This window comes from Paenibacillus sp. RC67 (assembly GCF_030020805.1).
Taxonomy (GTDB): Bacteria; Bacillota; Bacilli; order Paenibacillales; family NBRC-103111; genus Paenibacillus_S.
In genome coordinates, this window is sequence record NZ_CP125098.1 from 4,272,275 (window position 1) to 4,291,399 (window position 19,125).

General features: G+C 44.7%; 13 protein-coding genes. 2 read left to right on the forward strand and 11 right to left on the reverse strand.

The genetic code is table 11. The features are described from left to right. Window positions 1-33: 33 nt before the first annotated feature. Together QMA13_RS19400 and QMA13_RS19405 are read right to left on the reverse strand one after the other, a co-directional pair. On the reverse strand, window positions 34-978 hold the full coding sequence (locus QMA13_RS19400; protein ID WP_349254232.1) for a TIGR01777 family oxidoreductase: 945 nt from the start codon (window positions 976-978) through the stop codon (window positions 34-36). Between the two features lie 97 nt (window positions 979-1,075). Beyond that, window positions 1,076-3,214 carry an S-layer homology domain-containing protein gene (locus tag QMA13_RS19405; RefSeq protein ID WP_282935405.1) on the reverse strand — a complete coding sequence of 713 codons (2,139 nt, stop codon included), beginning with the start codon at window positions 3,212-3,214 and terminating at the stop codon, window positions 1,076-1,078. A gap of 380 nt (window positions 3,215-3,594) precedes the next feature. Here QMA13_RS19405 and QMA13_RS19410 point away from each other — a divergent pair, with 380 nt between their 5' ends. Further along, window positions 3,595-4,035: a MarR family winged helix-turn-helix transcriptional regulator gene (locus QMA13_RS19410; RefSeq protein ID WP_282935406.1), complete on the forward strand. Its 441-nt coding sequence runs from the start codon at window positions 3,595-3,597 to the stop codon at window positions 4,033-4,035. A gap of 181 nt (window positions 4,036-4,216) precedes the next feature. Beyond that, a complete protein-coding gene (locus QMA13_RS19415) occupies window positions 4,217-9,352 on the forward strand; it encodes an AAA family ATPase (protein WP_282935407.1) in 5,136 nt (1,711 codons plus the stop codon). A 38-nt stretch (window positions 9,353-9,390) separates the two neighbouring features. Here the strand turns inward: QMA13_RS19415 and QMA13_RS19420 are convergent, their stop codons facing one another. The 9 genes from QMA13_RS19420 to QMA13_RS19460 all read right to left on the reverse strand — a co-directional run bounded on the left by QMA13_RS19420 (window position 9,391) and on the right by QMA13_RS19460 (window position 19,112). Further along, window positions 9,391-10,005: an alpha/beta hydrolase gene (locus QMA13_RS19420; RefSeq protein WP_282935408.1), complete on the reverse strand. Its 615-nt coding sequence runs from the start codon at window positions 10,003-10,005 to the stop codon at window positions 9,391-9,393. 19 nt (window positions 10,006-10,024) lie between these two features. Further along, complete coding sequence (locus tag QMA13_RS19425) at window positions 10,025-10,195, reverse strand: alpha/beta hydrolase-fold protein (protein WP_282935409.1); 171 nt, start codon at window positions 10,193-10,195, stop codon at window positions 10,025-10,027. 11 nt (window positions 10,196-10,206) lie between these two features. Further along, window positions 10,207-10,548: a bacillithiol system redox-active protein YtxJ gene (gene ytxJ, locus QMA13_RS19430; protein ID WP_282935410.1), complete on the reverse strand. Its 342-nt coding sequence runs from the start codon at window positions 10,546-10,548 to the stop codon at window positions 10,207-10,209. 39 nt (window positions 10,549-10,587) lie between these two features. Then, window positions 10,588-11,076 carry a metallophosphoesterase family protein gene (locus tag QMA13_RS19435; RefSeq protein WP_282935411.1) on the reverse strand — a complete coding sequence of 163 codons (489 nt, stop codon included), beginning with the start codon at window positions 11,074-11,076 and terminating at the stop codon, window positions 10,588-10,590. Between the two features lie 323 nt (window positions 11,077-11,399). Then, complete coding sequence (locus QMA13_RS19440) at window positions 11,400-13,481, reverse strand: hypothetical protein (protein ID WP_282935412.1); 2,082 nt, start codon at window positions 13,479-13,481, stop codon at window positions 11,400-11,402. Between the two features lie 25 nt (window positions 13,482-13,506). Further along, entirely contained in the window at window positions 13,507-14,427 is a 921-nt protein-coding gene (locus QMA13_RS19445) for an ABC transporter ATP-binding protein (protein ID WP_282935413.1), read from the reverse strand. A gap of 2 nt (window positions 14,428-14,429) precedes the next feature. Beyond that, entirely contained in the window at window positions 14,430-17,348 is a 2,919-nt protein-coding gene (locus tag QMA13_RS19450; RefSeq protein ID WP_282943445.1) for an ABC transporter permease, read from the reverse strand. 26 nt (window positions 17,349-17,374) lie between these two features. After that, on the reverse strand, window positions 17,375-18,418 hold the full coding sequence (locus QMA13_RS19455; RefSeq protein ID WP_282935414.1) for an efflux RND transporter periplasmic adaptor subunit: 1,044 nt from the start codon (window positions 18,416-18,418) through the stop codon (window positions 17,375-17,377). After that, window positions 18,402-19,112: an ABC transporter ATP-binding protein gene (locus QMA13_RS19460; protein WP_282935415.1), complete on the reverse strand. Its 711-nt coding sequence runs from the start codon at window positions 19,110-19,112 to the stop codon at window positions 18,402-18,404. Before QMA13_RS19460 ends, QMA13_RS19455 begins: the two co-directional genes overlap by 17 nt. Window positions 19,113-19,125 lie beyond the last annotated feature (13 nt).

Genomic DNA, 19,125 nt, shown 5'->3' on the forward strand with positions numbered 1-19,125 from the left:
CGCTAACCTCTTTCAATTACAATCCTAATAACATTATTTCAACTGATCCTTAGCTCCAACCAAATCTTGCAACGCCATAGTCAATGTCGGGTATTTAAAATCAAATTCGTATTCGATGGCTAGATAAGGAAATACTCTCTGGCCCTCCAACAGCAATGTCGACAATTCACCGAACATTAACTTCATGATAAAAGCCGGTACAGGTATGCGGTGTGAAGTCCTCATAACCTTCGCCAATGTACGGCCAAACTCATCATTAGTAGCTGGCTGTGGTGCCGTAGCATTCACCTGCTCGATAATGTCTTCGTTTTCAATACAAAAATCAATTAATCGGCACAAATCTTCAACGTGAATCCACGACAGGACTTGCTTGCCGCTCCCGATTCTTCCTCCGATTCCATACTTATAAGGAAGCATCATTTTCGGAAAAGCCCCTCCATCAGTCCCAAGTACGATACCGAGGCGCAGCTTAACAAGACGAGTATCCTGAATTTGGTCCATAGCTTGCTCCCATTGCTCAACCACTCCCGACAGGAAGTCCTTCACGTTGGGTTCGCTGTGTTCAACGAATGATTCTGTCTCCGAGGTTCCATATATCGAAATGCCTGAAGCGTTTACCACAACGGCCGGCTTGGTATCCAATCGAGAAACAATGCTCGCAATCTGATTCACGGTATCCAGACGCGATTGCAATATACGTTCTTTGGCTGCACTTGTCCAACGTTGATTAATGGACTCCCCAGCCAAGTTAACGATCGCATCGACACCCTCCAACAGCTTGACATCTTTACTCAATTCCTCCCAGGTAGCGTTCCTTATTAACGCATGCTTAGGAGTTTGACGTGTCCGCGAGATCAGGATAATCGAATATTTTTTTTGAGGAAATACTCTGTCAAATGTCGACCTACAAAGCCTGAACCACCTGCAATGGCTATTTTCATTGAATGACTTCTCACTTTCAATAAATAAATAATTTATAAAACATTATATAACATAAATTCTAATAAATAAAAAGCACAAACCGTAAAAGTTAGGTTTGTGCCTTTCATTTTATCAATAATATGATCCGGTATTCTTATGGCTTATCGTTAGGATCTGTAGGAGAGCTTTTAAAGTTTTTAAACATTTTTACCGTTTTACCAACCAAGTCACTTCCAGCAGGTACCATATCAGCTGTAATAACTACATCTTCAGGCTGCCCCATTTCTTCGCCGTCCGTAAAACCGTCACCGTCTGTATCTTTACCGGACACAGGATCGATGCTTGTTTTCACCAACATACCATTTTCCAACAGCATACCGGTTACTTCATAATAATCGTCTAACCCATCCTGATCCGCATCAATGAATTCGTTGTGACGAGTTGTTTCAACTACTGTTTTGAATGAAGCTTCAAGTTCATCGGATGTGAGCACCTGGAAGTATTGTCCGCCTCCAAGAAGCGCCATCTTTTCTAAATAGAGCCTGTCAACTTCTTTACTTAATCCCATTGTAACCAACATAACACCCTTACCATAAGCGGTTTGAATCATGTTCCAATCTTTAATGCCATTCGGATCTTGATCTTGACCATCTGTCAAAAGAACGGCAACAAAACGATGATTAGGGTCCCCATTCTTATCAAATTGCTCGTAAGCTAATTTTAGACCGGCAAAGATGTTCGTACCACCGGAGCTATCGATATGATATACCGCACTGGCAACCGTTGCCCCATCAGCGGAAAATGTAGAATACAGCTGCGCCCAGCTATCGAAGTCGATAATAGCGGCACGATCGGACTCAGAATGTACCGAATTCGTATATACATTGCCTAGAACCGTTACCGTTTCTGTAACCATAGATGAATTAGGGTTATAGTTCAGCTTGTACACAAGATCTGTCACTGCTTTTTTACGGAGATCGCTAGGATCATTCCAGCTCATGCTGCCTGAACTATCAATGATGAATGCATAATCTACATAAGGCTTGTACACCTCTGATGTTACGGACAAGTTGTTCTTCCATGCTTGCTCCCACGCCAGCTTATCAATCAGCACATATTTACTGTTATGATTCGTAGCAAAGCTGAGTGTTCCGTCACCAGGAGTGCTTGTATTTAGAAACTCAAATTTGTTGGTCGTTTCATTGAAATAGGCAGCGACCAAATTTTGAATGTTCCCGGTGGAATTCACATTAAAAGTTAATGTAGCGTTGTTGAACGGAATACCATTTGTATTAAATTCAATGACAGGCCCTACAATACCCGGTACTACCGTATTAGGTGTTTTAAATACTTTGCCCTGTGCCAGAGCTTCCACATTAATACTGCTAGCATCTCCTCTAAACCCGGTGATATTTAACCCCGTCAGCTCAACCGAATTGCCTTGACCATCCGTACCGGAAATGGGGTTCCCTTTTCCAACCGAAGCAATCAAATCCGATCCGCTTAGAGCGATGTTAACCCCTCCGCTATTCGAACTTGATCCTCTTCCGCTAGAACTGGAGCCCGAAGCGCCTGTTGAACCTGGCGTTGTTGTCTCGGTCGGCGTAGAAGGGTCTTTCTTCTCGTCCGTTCCATTCGGATTGGATGTAGAAGCTTCCAACTGCTTCATATATCTCGCGATTACAGTCATGGACTCTGCACGAGTTGCTGCCGCGGCTGGCTTAAACCATGTCTTGCCGTTCTCCATTGTACCTTCAAACAATTGATTCGATGCTGCCGTTTTAATCGCGCTGAATGCCCAATTGCTTGCTGCTACATCTTCGAACTCGACTTGATGATCCGTTTTCTCCTTCAACTTGTAAGCCCGGACTAACAAGGTTGCCAGCTCAGCACGGGTTATCTCGGCATCAGGTTTAAATGCGCCATCCTCGTATCCATCCACAAGTCCTTCTTTTTTAGCCGCTTCGACATACTTGTATGCCCAATGACTAGGACTTACATCACGGAAGGAAGCTGCTGCTGTATCAGCGTTGTTCTTGTTCAAAGCGCCGACCAAAATTTTGACGTACTCGGCTCGGGTAATTGTTTTATCTGGTAATATCCAGAGCTTCCCGTCCTTCTCCACACCGTCGATGATTCCTTTTCCAGACAAGTACTCGATCTCTGCCTTGGACCAGTGGCCCGAAATATCAGCAAACGATTTCCCTGTCCCTTCTGCGCCTGCTGCTGCCAAACCGGAACCTACAGTAAGACAGCAAATAAGTGCGGAAGCCAACATTCTTTTCAACTGCATGTTCACCCATCCCTTGACAAAATATGTATTTCATTGCGCATCGACATTATATTACAAGATTTTCGTAGTCTACAATCTCTTTCCATCGATATGTGGTAAAGTTAACATTTTCATAGAGAAAGTGTCGCGAATCCGCTCAAAAAAGTGTCGATTTACAAATATTTGATCAGCAAGAATTATAATTTCATCACTTTGGACCAGTTCAAGCATTGGCCAATCTTGATGGCAGCAACATTCCTTTCATGTCCAGGGAACAGCTTACACCTGCAAAAAAAGATCAATAAACGCCAAACCTCGGGAGGCAATCTAGAGTTGCCTCTTTTTGCTGTTGTCAGCATATTTAGTAACACTATATAATATTACTAAATGGAGGCTATTCTATGAAAAACAATGAAGCGCTCGAGCAATTTATTACTCATATGCAAACTATCAATCGCCATCTACGCTCCAAGGTTTTCGATCAACAGCCGGATTCCTTGACACGCGTTCAATGGCTTTTACTTCGACATTTAAATCGCAATGGTACACGCACAATCGGGCAGCTGGCGATCCATCTGGATGTCCGCCCCAGCACGATGTCTCAAATGATTGATCGTCTTGAAAAATCAAGACTCGTCTACCGTGAGAGCAGCCAACCCGATGCCCGGGTAAAAAATGTGTCTCTAACCGAGGAAGGCAAGGACTTGATTAAACGTACCGAAGCTCTATGGTTGGAAGCACTCCATGATTCCTTCGACCAGTTTACCAAGCAAGAGCAAACGGAATTGATCAGCTATATGGAGCGACTTACCGAGCAGCTGAATAAAAATATGCGAAACTAAGCAGAGCAAGGCGTCTTGGATTCACGGCCGGGAACAGCGAGCCCTTTTTCTATGCTCGCTATTCCCCTTGCGAAATGAGTCGTTTTTTGAATCTTATTGTCTTTTTTGGCATTTTCCTGTTGCTTCCTACTGGGGGAAAAAGTAAAATAAAATTAATTGGAAGTAATCGGAGGTTACTCGCTTGTCATTGACCATAAACGATCTACAAATGGAAAAATGGTACGATCACGAGCCGTTCACCTTATACCGCGGCTTCAATCCTTCCACTCAGGAAAAATATTGGATGAAAACGCTCCAGTCGGAATATCCGACCAAGCAGGAGATCCAGTGGCTAACAAATGAATATGAAAACGGAAAAAAAATCCCTCTGGGTGAGCTTATTAAGCCGATCCGTTTGGAATCCTTTAACAATACAACCATCCTATTAATGGAGCATTCGGATGGTCGTCCGCTTTTCCAACATGCAGCTTCGGGTCCTATGGAATTGAAGCTCTTTTTGCATTTATCTGCGGAAATGACCGAAACGGTACGCAAATTGCACCAAACGAAGTATGCCCATTTAAATATTTCGACTCACGCATTTATTGTGGAACCTGATGCCCAGGCGATTCGATTGACGAACCTGCATTCAGCCGCTTCATTTTCTTCCGTGATGAATACGGTTGAACCGGAAGACGGTTTTTTAAGCATACGACTCCCCTATATGGCACCTGAACAGTTCGGCCGCATGGAACGCAGTGCAGAATATCGGAGCGATATCTATGCATTAGGTGTCGTTTTCTACGAGCTGCTGACTGGTGAACTCCCCTTCAAGGGAAATGATACGAGCGAGCTGATTCATAAGCATATGGCTTTGCAGCCTCTCACACCAGTCGAGGTGATGCCGAGCATTCCGAAGCCTGTTTCAGACATTATAATGAAATGCTTGGCCAAACACCCAGAGCAGCGTTATCAGAGCGCCTTTGCTTTAAAACAGGATCTGGAGGCATGTTTAGCACTCCTCCTCCAAGATGGCGCTATCGATAATATGAAGATAGAGCATCGACTGGCCTCCGATATTTTCAAGATTCCTGATTCCCTTTACGGTAGGGACCAGGAGTTTCAGGATATCCGCAATGCCTATCATAGAGTGATGCTTGGAAGCAAAGAAACGATCTTCGTTTCCGGACTATCCGGAGTGGGCAAATCATTCTTGATTCAAGAATTTCAAAAATCGATACAGAAGGAAAACGGTCTCTTCGTCTTTGGTAAATTCGAGCAATTTAAAAGAGACATGCCATTTCAAGCCATCATTCAAGCAGGTCTTCAAATTATTCAATTTCTACTGACTCTAAGTGATTCTACGTTTCAAATATGGAAATCCAAAATTGTTGAAGCTGTAGGCCCTAACGGACAAGTGTTGATTGATATGATCCCGGAAATGGAAAAAGTACTGGGCAGTCAACCGTCGCTTTCCAAGCTGCCTCCTGCTGAAACACATAACCGCTTATTACTGACGGTACATCAGTTTCTATCTGTGTTTGCAACCAAAGAGCATCCGTTAGTTATATTCATCGATGATATGCAGTGGGCAGATCCCGCTTCCTTGCAGTTAATCCAGGAGTTGGCCGCTCAGCCTTCTTTTAATTATTGGCTGCTTATAGGGACTTATAGAAACAACGAAATTTCAGATAATAATCCCCTTCAATACATGCTGGATAAATTGGAACGAATGCAGCATATCCGCATCTCTAATATTGAGCTGGAGGCACTACCTCATCAAGCAGTGCGAAGCCTGATTAAAGATACGCTGCAGGTCATTTCTGATGAAGCACTGGACGGCTTAGCCCGTATGGTGGTTAACAAAACAAAGGGAAATCCTTTCTTCACCAAGCAATTTTTAAGATCGCTTTACGATCTTCAGCTGCTGCATTTCGATTATGATTTGAGTCTCTGGCAGTGGGATCTTGAGCAAATCAATGAGCTGCACATTACGGACAACGTCGTCGATTTTATGATCGGTAAAATTCGCAGACTTCCTGACAATGTCCAACAGTTATTAATGCAAGCGGCTTGTATCGGTCATGTCTTCCGCCCGGAATTGCTGGCACTATCTTCTTCACAAGATATATCTGTAATTAATCAGGAGCTTCACTGCGCGATTGATGAAGGATTAATCGTTGCTTTAAAACGCGATACTTATTCGCAGAGCTCAACCAAGTATTCATTTTTGCATGACCGTGTCCATCAAGCTGTCTATTCGCTAGTCCCTAAGGAGCAAAAGAAAGAGCTGCATTATCATATAGGTCAAATGATGCTGCAAGCGTTGACATCAGAAGAGCTGGATGAGCAAGTATTCGAGGTCACCAACCAGTTAAATCTTGGTAAGCAGTCCTTACCTTCAATTCAAGACAAAGAGAAAGTCGCGCATCTCAATATAACGGCAAGCCGTAAGGCCAAATCCAACACGGCTTATGAGACCGCTCTGAAATATGTAACGCATGGCGTTCAGCTTCTGGAGTCCAATCCTTGGGACAGTCAATATGAATTATCTTTTATGATTCATATTGAGCTTGCGGAGCTTGAGTATTTATGTGGACACTTTGAGGAGGCGAAGCGCTCCTTCCAGCTCATTCTGAGCCACGCTCGAACGAAATCCGAAAAAGCCGATGCGTACAACCTGATGATGGTGCTATATACCAACCTAGGGCTGCATGAAGAAGCAATGGCTATGGGGCTTGAGGGACTGCGATTGTTCAACATTCCTTTGCAGCCAACTGTGAAGCGAGCATCGATTCTGCTGGAATTAGCGAAAACCAAATGGAATATGATGGCCAAACATCCTGGCGATTTATTCGATCTTCCCCAAATGGTGGACCGGGATCATAAAGCTGTCATGAATTTGATGGTAAATCTGATCGCCCCTACGTATTATTTAAATTCGGAATTATATATATATCTGATGCTCAAAATGTTTAACTACTCGCTGCGCAACGGCAATTCGGAAGGCTCTGCTCTAGCCTATTCCACTTACGGCGTTATCATCAGCTCCATCTTCGGAGATTTGAAAAATGGCGCCAAGTTTGGAAAGGCGGGACTCATGCTGTGCGATGCATTTGATCATTTGCCAATTAAATGTAAAGTGTATTTCGGGTACGGTGCATTCACAAACAATATGACGCAGCATATCGAAACGAATATTTACTATTTAAAAAAGGCATACCAGTTCGGCGTTGAGTCTGGCGATCTCGTCTATGGGGGATATTCCATCGCCTTCAGCTTCTTCCTACGCTTATTTAAAGGAGATCAGCTGACCGATGTCTTTAATGAAACCGAGCTTTATCATCCGTTCATTCACAGAGCGCAGGACCAAGATACCATTCATATCTTCATGGTACTTCAGCGCTTCATGATGTTTATGATTGAGGAGCCAATGCCTCAAGCCAATCCGCATGCTATCGAGATGATGGAGCCATTTATGAGTTTGGAGGAGTGCCGGCAGCTTCAAAGCTTCACCAACAAAGCAACCGTGCACACGTTCTATGCGCTTCAGCTGCAAACCTACTATATGCTGGACCGGTTTGCAGAAGCCAAGCAAACGATGAAGTTAATGGAGGAAAGCATCCAATCCGTCTTTGGATTAATTCATGTTCAAATGTACTATTTTATGAGCTCGCTCGTTCTTTGTGCGCTCTATCCGGAGGCATCATTAAAAGAACAGAAGCGTTACTTGCGCAAGCTTAGGAAGAACTTATCGGTTATAAAAAAGTGGAGTGTCCACTCGCCAGATAATTTCGTGCATCAAAAGCTGCTTATTGAAGCGGAAATGAACCGTATTACGGGCAACACGGTCTTGGCAGCAGAATTGTATGAGCAAGCGATTTTTCACGCTAGTAAGCAGAAGTTTATTCAGTTAGAGGCTATGGCTAACGAATGCGCAGCTAAGTTCTACACCGAATCGGGCAAGCTCAAAATAGCCCGCGCTTATTGGACAGAAGCGAAATCTTTATACAGCAAATGGGGAGCTGTTCGTAAAGTGGCTCAGTTGGAGGACCAGCATCCTTATTTGGTTAGCCGTAGTTCTCCCTCCCAATCCGTTATCGATGTGTCTACCATGGCAAAAGCATCTCATGTGCTGTCCAACGAGGCTGTGTTCCACAAGCTCTTAGAAAGCTTCATGCATATCGTGATAGAAAATGCAGGTGCGGAAAAAGGACTGCTCATTCTTGAACGTGATCACCAGCTTTATATTGAAGTAGAAAAAATGCCAAACAAACCGTTCATGGCGTTACATTCCGTACCTATTGAAGAGTATGAATTTGCAGCGATATCCGCCATCCAGTTTGCAGCGCGTAAAGAGGAACCTCTACTTCTACATGATGCAGCGAGCTCCGACATGTTCCCTAAGGATGCGTACATCCAAACGCATTTACCCAAGTCGATACTCATTATGCCGATAATAAAACTTGGTAAAATGATCGGTGTACTGTACCTGGAGAACAACCTGGCAAGCCACGTTTTTCAGGAGCAGCGTTTGGATACATTAAAGCTTTTAACTTCAGAAATTGCCGTAACTATCGAAAATGCCAAGCTGTATACCAATCTAGAGCATAAGGATTACAAACTCCAGCTTTTGGAGGAGCAGGAGAAGAATGTCCGGCTACAATTAGATGAGAAAGAACGATGGGTCCAATCCTCTGAGGCAACCATGTTAAATATTCGCAAAGCGCAGCATGAGTTAATCAACAACGTACAGACCGTTCATGCGCTTCTAATGATGAACAAGTACGATATGGCAAAGGATTATATTTCTGTATGGTGTAAAGAAATCGTCCAGCAATCCGTTGTCAATTCGGTAAAATTCCCTGTACTGGGTGTTGTGTTGAACAACATCAGTCTTCCTTGTATTTCTAACAAAATTGATCTTCAGGTCAGCGGGCAGCTGGACTGTACCTTCGATGGAATCACCCTACCCATCAGCTATTTCTCCAGTATTGTGCATAATCTGCTGAAGAATGCTATTGAGGCTATCCCTGAGGAGGACCCCCTTCGGACGCTTCGTCTGAATATCGAGGAACAGGAAGATCGCTATAAGCTGATGATTTTCAACAGCGGATCCTTTGTGTCAGAATCAAACCGTACGAAAATATTCGAAAAAGGTTTCTCAACAAAGTCCGAATCGACTAACTCTGGATTGGGCCTGCATATTGTCCAGAACTATTTACATCATCACGAGGGCTCCATTGAATGTTCATCAGAAGAAGGCGTTGGAACAACCTTTACTGTATACATGAAGAAAAAGAGTCCTGTCGCAATGGTGGCAGCAAAAACCCCTTAAGACTTTGGGTCCTAAGGGGTTTCTTGTTTTAGCCGACATCAATCGCCTATCAATTGTTTAAAAGAAGCTTCCAGGAAACCGAGAGCTTCGGGGAGATGCTTCGTCCAATAATCCCATGTGTGTTCTCCAGGAAATTCTTGATACTCATGCTGGTATCCAATCTGTTCCAAATGCTCGTGATAAGCTGCATTCATGGAATATAAATAATCTTCAGTCCCACAATTGAAGTATAACGCAGGACGTTGATCATTAGTCAATTGAATATCAGCAAGTTTTTGAAGATCATATTGTTGCGCATAGGGGCCGTGTAGTGGTCCAATCATTCGAGCGACATCCGAGCGTGTAAATTGAGCTGCGATGAATTCACTAGAAGTCATTGCACCCGACAAGCTTGCAGCAGCGCCGAATAGCTCTGGGTGACGTAATGACAGTACAAAGGCGCCAAAGCCTCCCATGGACAAACCGCTAATGACACGATGGGCCCTATCAGGAATAGTCCTATAATGCTTATCGATTTCAGGCAGCAGGTCATACATAAAATAATCCTCAAAATTCCCTGTACCATCATACCAATTCATATAAAAAGTACCGAGCCCATATCCACCATCATTCGGGAAAACAACGATGCTTTTCCGCAGAGAACCTTCCATCATTAGACGGTCCAGTGTAGATTCAGCCCCCCCCCTTGAGGATCCAGTGGGATTCGCTTCCATGCATGCCGTGAAGCAAATAAATCACAGGGTAATGCTGCTCGCTTGTCTCATAGCCTTCCGGTAAATAAACAAAACACGATTTACGTGCAAACAGCGCGCCAGAGAAAAACGGATGGGGTCTAATGCTCATACTCGTTAGTCCTAATCAAGCACAGCGGTAATGTGCTCTTCTGTAATAGCCCAGTGAGACGTATTCCATATGGTTTCTTTATTTTTGATATACAGGATTTGCGGAGAAGCATGTTTAACTCCTGTATCTTCGGCAATCTGATTAGACACGGGACGGGACTCAATAACTTTAACCAATACGTAGTCTACTGCCGTGCTCGGCTTATTTTGAAGGTAAGCCTCATATTCCTTCAAAGCATTGAAGCTTACAGGACAAGCCGTGCTGTGCTTTAATACTACGATTGGCTTATTTGATGTGGATTCAAACTGCTCATTCCATTGTTCTTCTGTTGTAATCTCTTTCCATTGTGTCATGTGGGTTCCCTCCAAATATATAATATGGTTGCAAACAAATTAATCGTAAAAGTACAAAGCTGCTTCTATCGTTGAGCCTAACTCCATGATGCCGTAAGAATACTGCGGCTGGCGCCGTTTATCCGTAGGAGAGCCGGGATTAAACAATAGCATTCCGTTGTGCATACCACGATAAGGAACATGGGAATGCCCGAATACGATGACATCCACACTCATGTCGCGGAACATATCCACGGCACGATCCAGTGTCGACTTACGTCCGCCGTCCCCATGAACTATACCGATTCTATAACCAGATAAATTCAGCACCTTCTGGCGGCCAAATCTTTCGATGATATCCATCCCGTCATTGTTCCCCGCTACCCCATCTGTTGGAGCAATTTCTTCAAATAAACCAACAACTCTGGGGTCAATCCAATCTCCGGCATGTAGGATCAGATCTACTCCCTTCAGCCCCTCTAATAAGGTCTGTGGCAGCTGCTTGGCACGGCCGAACATGTGCGTATCGGAAACAACGCCAATGCGCATCCCGTTTCCCCCCTTTCATGTGTCGCTCATTCCTCCATTCTACCATAACTTGCATAAAAGAAAAAAGCACCCCAAAGGGTGCCAGCGTGTCGAGAAGCCTGTAAAACTTGAAATATTGCATTATACTCCAGTGGGGTATGCCCCTCCAGCCGCTGTTGAAACCCGTGAATTTGATTAGAATTAGTTGTATTTTCACGGATTTCAAAGGCGGACGTAAACTCCTCCGAGGCATACCCCACCTACCTATAAAGCATATTTCTCGAAGCAACAAATTTCACGACAGGCTCAACACCCCAAAGTGTGCTCTACTTTAATGCATGTCCTTAATCCGTAATAGCGAACCAATCCATCGTTTGCGACGCAAGCAGCTTACGCATACCTTGGAATTCATGGAAGATCGAAAGCTTATATTGTTTTAACGATTGGATTTTGCCTAATAAATCACTATCTTTAATCGTCATTTTATAATTATGCTCTCCTAGCTCCATTCGGACGTCATCCTTGTCGGGCGCCGATTCCAAATAATACTTTTGTTCATAGGTCATATTGCCGTTCATATCTGCAAACTGGATGATCAGCTTACTTCCATCATTATTTGTTTCAAAAAAACTATCTTTCTTCAAGTCGTATTGGAAATTGACGCGCAATTGCGTGCTATCCAACCAAGTGCTCATCTTGCTCAAAGAAATGGAGTACTGGTCAAACGCAACATCTTTTAACCCTGTACTCACAGCTGGTTTTTCGACAGGGAGCTCCATTTCAACGGCATTAATATACGCATCGGCCTTATCATCGGTTAGACTGAGTCTCTGTTCTGTTACAGATTCACCTACCACTAACCGCAAGCCTTTCGTATCAAACCCCTTAGGTAGTTTCGCTGCGAAAGAGACCAACGCTTTTCCTTGCGGATTCAATTTTTGCTTCACTTCACGAATTTTTGTCGGATACAAAGCATCGTCTGGCGTTTTTAAGAAAGCGGTCAGCCTCGGAACGGCATTCGAACGCTTCTCTTGATTCGATACTTCAAGCTGAACCTCTAACAAATCACTTTTGCCATCGGTGTAAGTATTAATTTCACGTGGCGCATACTGTGTACTTCTGCCAGCTCCAGTTATCGATTGCTGTTCCCCGAACGCAACTAAAGGAAGCTTAATCTCGGTAGGCGGAAGCATGAACTGGGCCATATCTTCTGCCGCGCTATCGCTTAATTTATCTTGTAAAACCAGCTTCGTTGCTGCAAATGGATAGGTATAAGGAATTTTACCAACAAGCTGAAAATGAACGGTTTGTCCTGGAGGAACACCGACAGCTCTATCTGTTTTAACCGCTTTAGCTTCTACTTTTACTCCGCCGTCCAGCTCATAGTAAGCCTTTATGTCTGGAAAAGGAAGCGCATCAGCTTGATTATGAGAGATCGATAGATCCGCGCTTAAAACATCCTGATCATCCCAAGGCAAGCGATCGAGCTTCTCTACCTTCAGCTGATATACTCCGTCTTTATTGGCGTACTCGACTACGGAGCCTAACGCTGGCGAGGTTTGCTGCTCTGTTGATACTTTAAGCGTAGTAACTGGTACGTTCAGCTTCAAGTCACTTGTAACCGTAATGGATTGTGAAATCACTACGTCCCAACGCTCCCCAATAGCTGAGGCTGGAAGCTGAGATGCTTTCAATTGAAGATCTAAAGGTACATCGGGCTGCAGCTGCTGCTTATCTCCGTTAACTGTGATCTCCAGCGGATACATAGCTCCATTGGATGCTTTGAGCGCATATTGATAGCCTGTCAGTTTGGTACTAGCCTGTCCTTTGTTCGTTACTTTCAACGTAAGCTTCGGTGTAATGTAAGCATCGTTCTGAAGTGCGCTCCATTTGGTTATTTCCATCGATACGGGCACATTGCCGATCTGCACTATCTTATTCCCTGCTTCTGGAGCAAATACATCGGATGCTTGTTCAGGGAACCGGATATCACCGATAGCCTTCTCCAGATCTGCACTGTTATAATCCCAGCGGGTAATACGGAACCATAAGTCCTGAAGCAAAGTTGCGTCATTTACTGGGGCATAAAAGGTATAATCCACCTGCTGACCAGCTGGAATATCTTTTTTCTGCTTATCCAGAGGAAGCAGGTCCGGAGTAAACTCCGCACCCGATTTATTGTATACCTTGACCCAATAATCCAAGAAAGAAATCGTAGTATTCTCTCCGTTAGTTACGGTCAGTGTGAAAAACAACATATTGCCGTTATCGGTTGGCATGACTGTTGCATTTTTTAGTTCGATTTTACTGTGCGGTGCTATAGAAACAGAGGATAAGCGCATCGACTCATCGATCTCATCCTTCTTGTAGCTCTCTCCTTGCGCTAATATGACTTGATTTGGAACGGCTCCGAGCGTTGCTGTCATTGTTGCTATTAAAAGTAACAAGATTCTACTTTTTGCCGACAATTTCATGTACCTTTTCCCCTTTCTCTTGCTCAGGAGGCAGCAGAACAATACGACCATCCTCCACCTGGACCCTGACCTTGTTAGATGATTGAATACCGATAGATTGCAGCATATCTCCAGGAATTTGCAAACGACCGGATCTATCCAGAACGGCATATTCTACATGTGAATCTTCTTCTTCAGCTTGCATACCCTGCTCCAGCTCCGCCATTTCGTCCGCATAGGATTTCCGTCGAATAATTTCGGATGAGGTTTTCCCATCGCGAATCGCAACGACACGATCGACTTTCTTAGCTAGCAACGGGTCATGGGTAACAATAACGACCGTCAGTCCCATTCTCCGATTCAAGTCACGGAACAAATCGAGTATTTGATTCGCCATCTTGGTGTCTACGGACCCTGTTGGTTCATCGGCAAGCAGCATTTTCGGATTGTTGGCTAACGCAATCGCAATCGCAACCCGCTGCTGCTCCCCACCTGAAAGCTGATTCAAGCGATTTTTGATGCGATGACTCAACCCCACCGCCTCAAGCAGCTCCAAGGCTCTCTCCCGTTTTCGTTTTCCTTGGAGAAGAATCGGAAGCTCCACATTTTCAAGGGCGGTTAAATAAGGGATCAAGTTCCTCGCATTATTTTGCCAGACGAATCCGACGGTTTCCCGTTTATATTTGACAAGATCCTTCTCGGTAAATTTCAACAGATCTTTGCCGTCTACCAACAGCTGCCCTGCGGAGGGGCGATCCAACCCCCCCAGCATATTAAGCAGTGTCGATTTACCGCTGCCGCTGTTTCCGATAATGGCCATAAGCTCACCTGGCTCAACGTGAAGGTCTAGCCCTTGCAGAGCCACAACTTCCAGATCCACTACTTTATATATTTTGACGAGGTTATCACAATGAATCATCGTTAGTCCTCCCCGAGCTTCACAGCTTGATGTATTTTGATTCTAGATAGCATTGTTCCTAGAATGAACAGACCAATGACCAACATAATGCTCACAATAATATACAACTGAAGCTCATCCCGTGGGTCAAACGTAACTTGGAACGGCGGCACTTGACTCGTCGATTGCAGGGACAATTGGAACATCGGAACGAAAAATCTGCTGGTGAGCCCCCCGGTTAATAAACCGATCCCTATTGCGGCCCCGGAGGTGAGGAGCTGCTCGCCGATCAGCATAAAGATTAATTGCCGGAACGATATCCCCATAGCTCTTAATATCCCTAACTGGAGCACCCTGCTGGATAGAGATAATATCCAATATAGTAAGAACCCGCAGAAGCTGATAACAATGGAAATAATGAACCCTAACGTCATCACGCCATTGATGGCTAACTGGAATGGATCGTTCTTCGAACGAATGAGCTCTTGCTTGGCGTCACTCATCTTCGTTACTGGAATGTTCTTCTCTTCCAAAGCATCATACAGCTCCTGACTTGAAGCCGACGGCTTCAGCTTCAGCCAAACGTCATAAGGCTCCAGTGCCATATTATTCTGAATATATGACAAGTGCCCTACGATCAACATCGGAGCTAATACTTTCTTTGCTTTCGCATTGGCTCCGGTTCCACTGCTTGCAGCGGTATTCTTATCCGCATATTTAGGATTCGGATTCCAGGATGGCCAATAGTCCACGATGCCAAATACGTTAAACATCGTATTCTCTACACCATTCCAGCCCACGTAGATGTGGTCCCCTACTTTCAGGTTAAACTGATCCGCAAGCGTTCGTGATATTAAGACAGCAGAAGGATTAGATGCCAATAGGTTTAAATAGTCATTAAAGGAGTGATCAAGCAGTCCATTGCGAAGCCATGCGGTACGTCCAAAGTCGTCCGTATCGATGCCCATCAAAGTTGCATTTCCCTTTTCCTTGCCTATCGTAAAGTTGGCTTCCTTCTTAGTAAACACTTTAGCTGCCTGATCAACACCAGGAAGCTGAGTCATTGGTAAAAAAGGCGGCTCGGAATATTGCACCTTTTTCTTAACAACCGGCACAACGGGCGCAGCTGCCGAGGTGCTATCACTATCATCAGAGCTCGCAGAATCTTCCATGTCCATCCCAGGTGGAGGAGCGTCATCTTCCCATTTAATTTGCATCGATATGTCGGCTCCGTTGCCGTACATAATCTTTTCACCAGTGTTCTTGTTAATGGTACGGGCGGCACTCGCACTGAACAATCCTGTTGCTAGCGTCACGCTTAAGAAAACCATAATAGCCTGATACTGCGTAATGGATCTGCCGACTTGCAGCAAGGTCGAGTACAAGGAAGGAGACCACCAGCGACGTCCAGCCTGGTAAATTAATCGAATGATCCAAGGATAAATTCGAAGCAGCAAGAAGCTTAAGCCCAGAATAAACAAAGCAGGAACAAGGAACAGAAGCGGGTCCATTTGCAAATCGCTTGCTTCGAGACCTAAGGCCTGCATATCGGACATCCGTCTCTTAAACGTTTGTAAACCATAGAGCGATACACCCAACAGAACGACATCGACAAAATATTTATGCCAAAAAGAAAGCTTCGTTTGCCGAGCCATTTGCTGCTTGTGACCGACAATGCTCGTTCTAGTTGCAAAAAGCACTGGAAGAATAGTCATAACTAGAGAGCATAATACTGCAATCAAACCATATTGAAAGGCTTCGTTATTCAACTGAACATCCAGAGCAGCGCGCTGTACGAATTCTAAAAATCCGTTCGAAGCCCCAAGCATCCTCGTCAGCATTAATCCGCAAAATGGACCTACGAGAATAGCAATTCCACCGAGGAGCAGTCCTTCCACAACATAGCTCATAATAATTTGAAGGCGGCTAGCCCCACGGCTGCGCAATACAGCGATTTCCGTTTTCTGGCGATCCGTAATCAGATTCGAAACCATAAATAAATAATAGGCCAGCATAATCATTACGGGTACGTTCAAAGACCATAGCATTGTTCGAAGTTTATCTTCTTTCACAAAGTAAGTGCTCATCGTTTGCAATGCTGGTGCTTTCATTGAATAATTCGGAAACCTCTCGCTCAGAAAATCTTCCGTATGCGAATATGTCGTAATAAACCGATTAATGGAGTCCAGTTTCATCTGGTTATAGTCTACCGCGGTATACCAAATGCTGGAGCGAAGCATAAGCTGCCTTTCCTGGGTTACATTCTTCTCAAACCATGGATAGGCAACTAACAAACTCGAATTATAGCTGGATAAAGCATTGTACCAGTACACATCATCGTATGACTTGCGATCAATTACTCCTACGATTTTGAATGTGAATTTTCCTGTAACCGATTCATCTTCAATCGTATACTCCTGACCAACAACCATCTTCAAATTCGTTAATGTTTGGTCAACAACCGCTACTTCGATAACACCGTTAACAGGCTCAGCTGAAGGGAATTTACCGTCTATCATCCTAACGTGATCTTCGAGGCTGCTAAGCGATGTGATGTCCGCCATCCGTTTAACGGAGCTATCTATCTTATCCGCATTGGTCGGCACCATATTGTATTTGTCGGTAGCTCTTTCCGTCACATAAGACTTTATCGGAAGCTTGAACCGTGGCTGTGCGGTCTTTACCATGTAATCGTCCGCTTCTTGAATAGCCTGCTTAGATTGCTCAGGCGTCATATCCCCTGTCAAAAACACCGACGTCCAGAATATACCTGGATACTGCTGGCTTCCGTCCTGTAAAAGCTCCAAATCTTTGATCAATAGACGCTGTAAAATCGCGTTTGTATAAATAGGCATGCTGCTAACAAGCCCGACCGAGATGATCAAGCCCAGCAGCAGGCTGAGTTCTAGCCATTTGTTTTTGACCATCTTTCGCATGATCATCACAATGATTGCCACCAAGCGTCACCTCAATTGTTTAAAATCACCTTTTGTCCTTCTTTCAATCCTTTACGGATTTCGACCTCCGTGGCAGACACGATCCCTTTTTCTACATCGACTTCCTTACGGCTTTCGCCCTCGAGCACTTGTACATAGTCGCGGCCCATGTAAGAGCGCAATCCTACTTTAGGAATAATCAACACGTTATCTCTGCTTTCCGTAACAATCGTAATATCCGCGTTCGTTCCGATCGTAACTTCTGCTGGAAGCTCATCCGGTACGATGATAATAGACTTGGCATTTTTATCTGCAATCGCTTTCACATCGGACTGAGGTGCAGTCGCAGGGATTTGAACCACTTTGCCTGTGAGCGGCTTATTTTTAATTTTCAAGTCGGCAACCATGCCTACCTGAATGCCGGTTAAATCGGCTGAGTTCGACGATTCGTAAGCAAGCTTCATCGATTTGGGATCGGAGACCGTCAAAAGGGTTTTGTAAGCCGTCACTGCATCGCCCTGCTTAATTGTATCAATGAACGTAACTATTCCGTCCACGTCCGAAACCAGCTTCGTCCGGCTCAATTGCTGCCTGAGCATGTCCAGCTGAATTTGTTCTTTTTGTACGTCAAGCACCTTGGAGCGTATAGTCAGAGCGTCGCCCCGCTTCTCATCCTTGGCTTGTTCAAGGGCAATTTGTGCCTTCTCCACCACAAGCTCCTGCTGACGTATTTTCCCTTCGACTTCGCCTTTCTCCAGCTGCGCTACGACATCTCCCTTAGCCACATTGGATCCTAGCGAGACATTGATTGCATTCAGCCTTCCGCCGGATTCCGGATAGTACAGATACTGCAGCTTATCAGAAGCAAACGTTCCAACACCGCTCACCTGCTTCTTAATATTTCCGCGTTTGACCTCATACAGCTCAAAATTTTCTTTAACCGGCTTTACTAACGGGGGTTGAAGCGCTTGCTCTTCCTTTGGAAGCAAACTGCATCCCGGTAATGCAGCAAGTACGGATGCCGCCAGAATTGCGATGAATACAGAGCTCGGGCGGTTGTTAGCTTTCTTCCACAATGTGTCCATCCTCCAATGCATACACTTGATCGACAATTTCCATAATTGCCGGATCGTGAGTAGTTAAAATAATGGTCATTCCTTCGAGTTGAACCAAATCCTTAAATACTTTCATGACTTGCAAACCCATCCGGCTATCCAATTCCGCTGTCGGTTCATCCGCTAATAGCAGCCTGGGTCTATGTGCAATGGCTCTAGCAATCGCCACCCGCTGCTGCTCTCCTCCTGACATCTCATAAGGACGGTGCTTCATCCTGGACTTCAAGCCGACGAATTCAAGCGCCTGTTCAGAGTACTCCCTGTGCTTGGAGGATGACACGCCTGCTATGCGCAAACCAAATTCGACATTTTCATAAGCAGACATGTAAGGAACCAGCGCAAACGACTGAAAGATGAGTCCCAACTGAGTTCGTCGAAGCTCATTCCGCTTTTTATCCGACATGACGGTGACATCCTGCCCCATAAAATAAATGGCGCCTTCTGTCGGACGATCCAACGCCCCAAGCATGTTTAAAAGTGTTGTCTTACCAGAACCGGAACGACCTCTTAAAGCAACAAGGCGCCCTGACGGGATGCTCAGATTAGCTCCGCGAAGTGCGTGAACGGCTGCAGTCCCCTTACCGAACGATCTCGTGACGCTAACTGCCTGAATGATCGGCTCACCCGGCTCATGCTTGATTAACGGAAAATTCATGAAAATTTCGTCA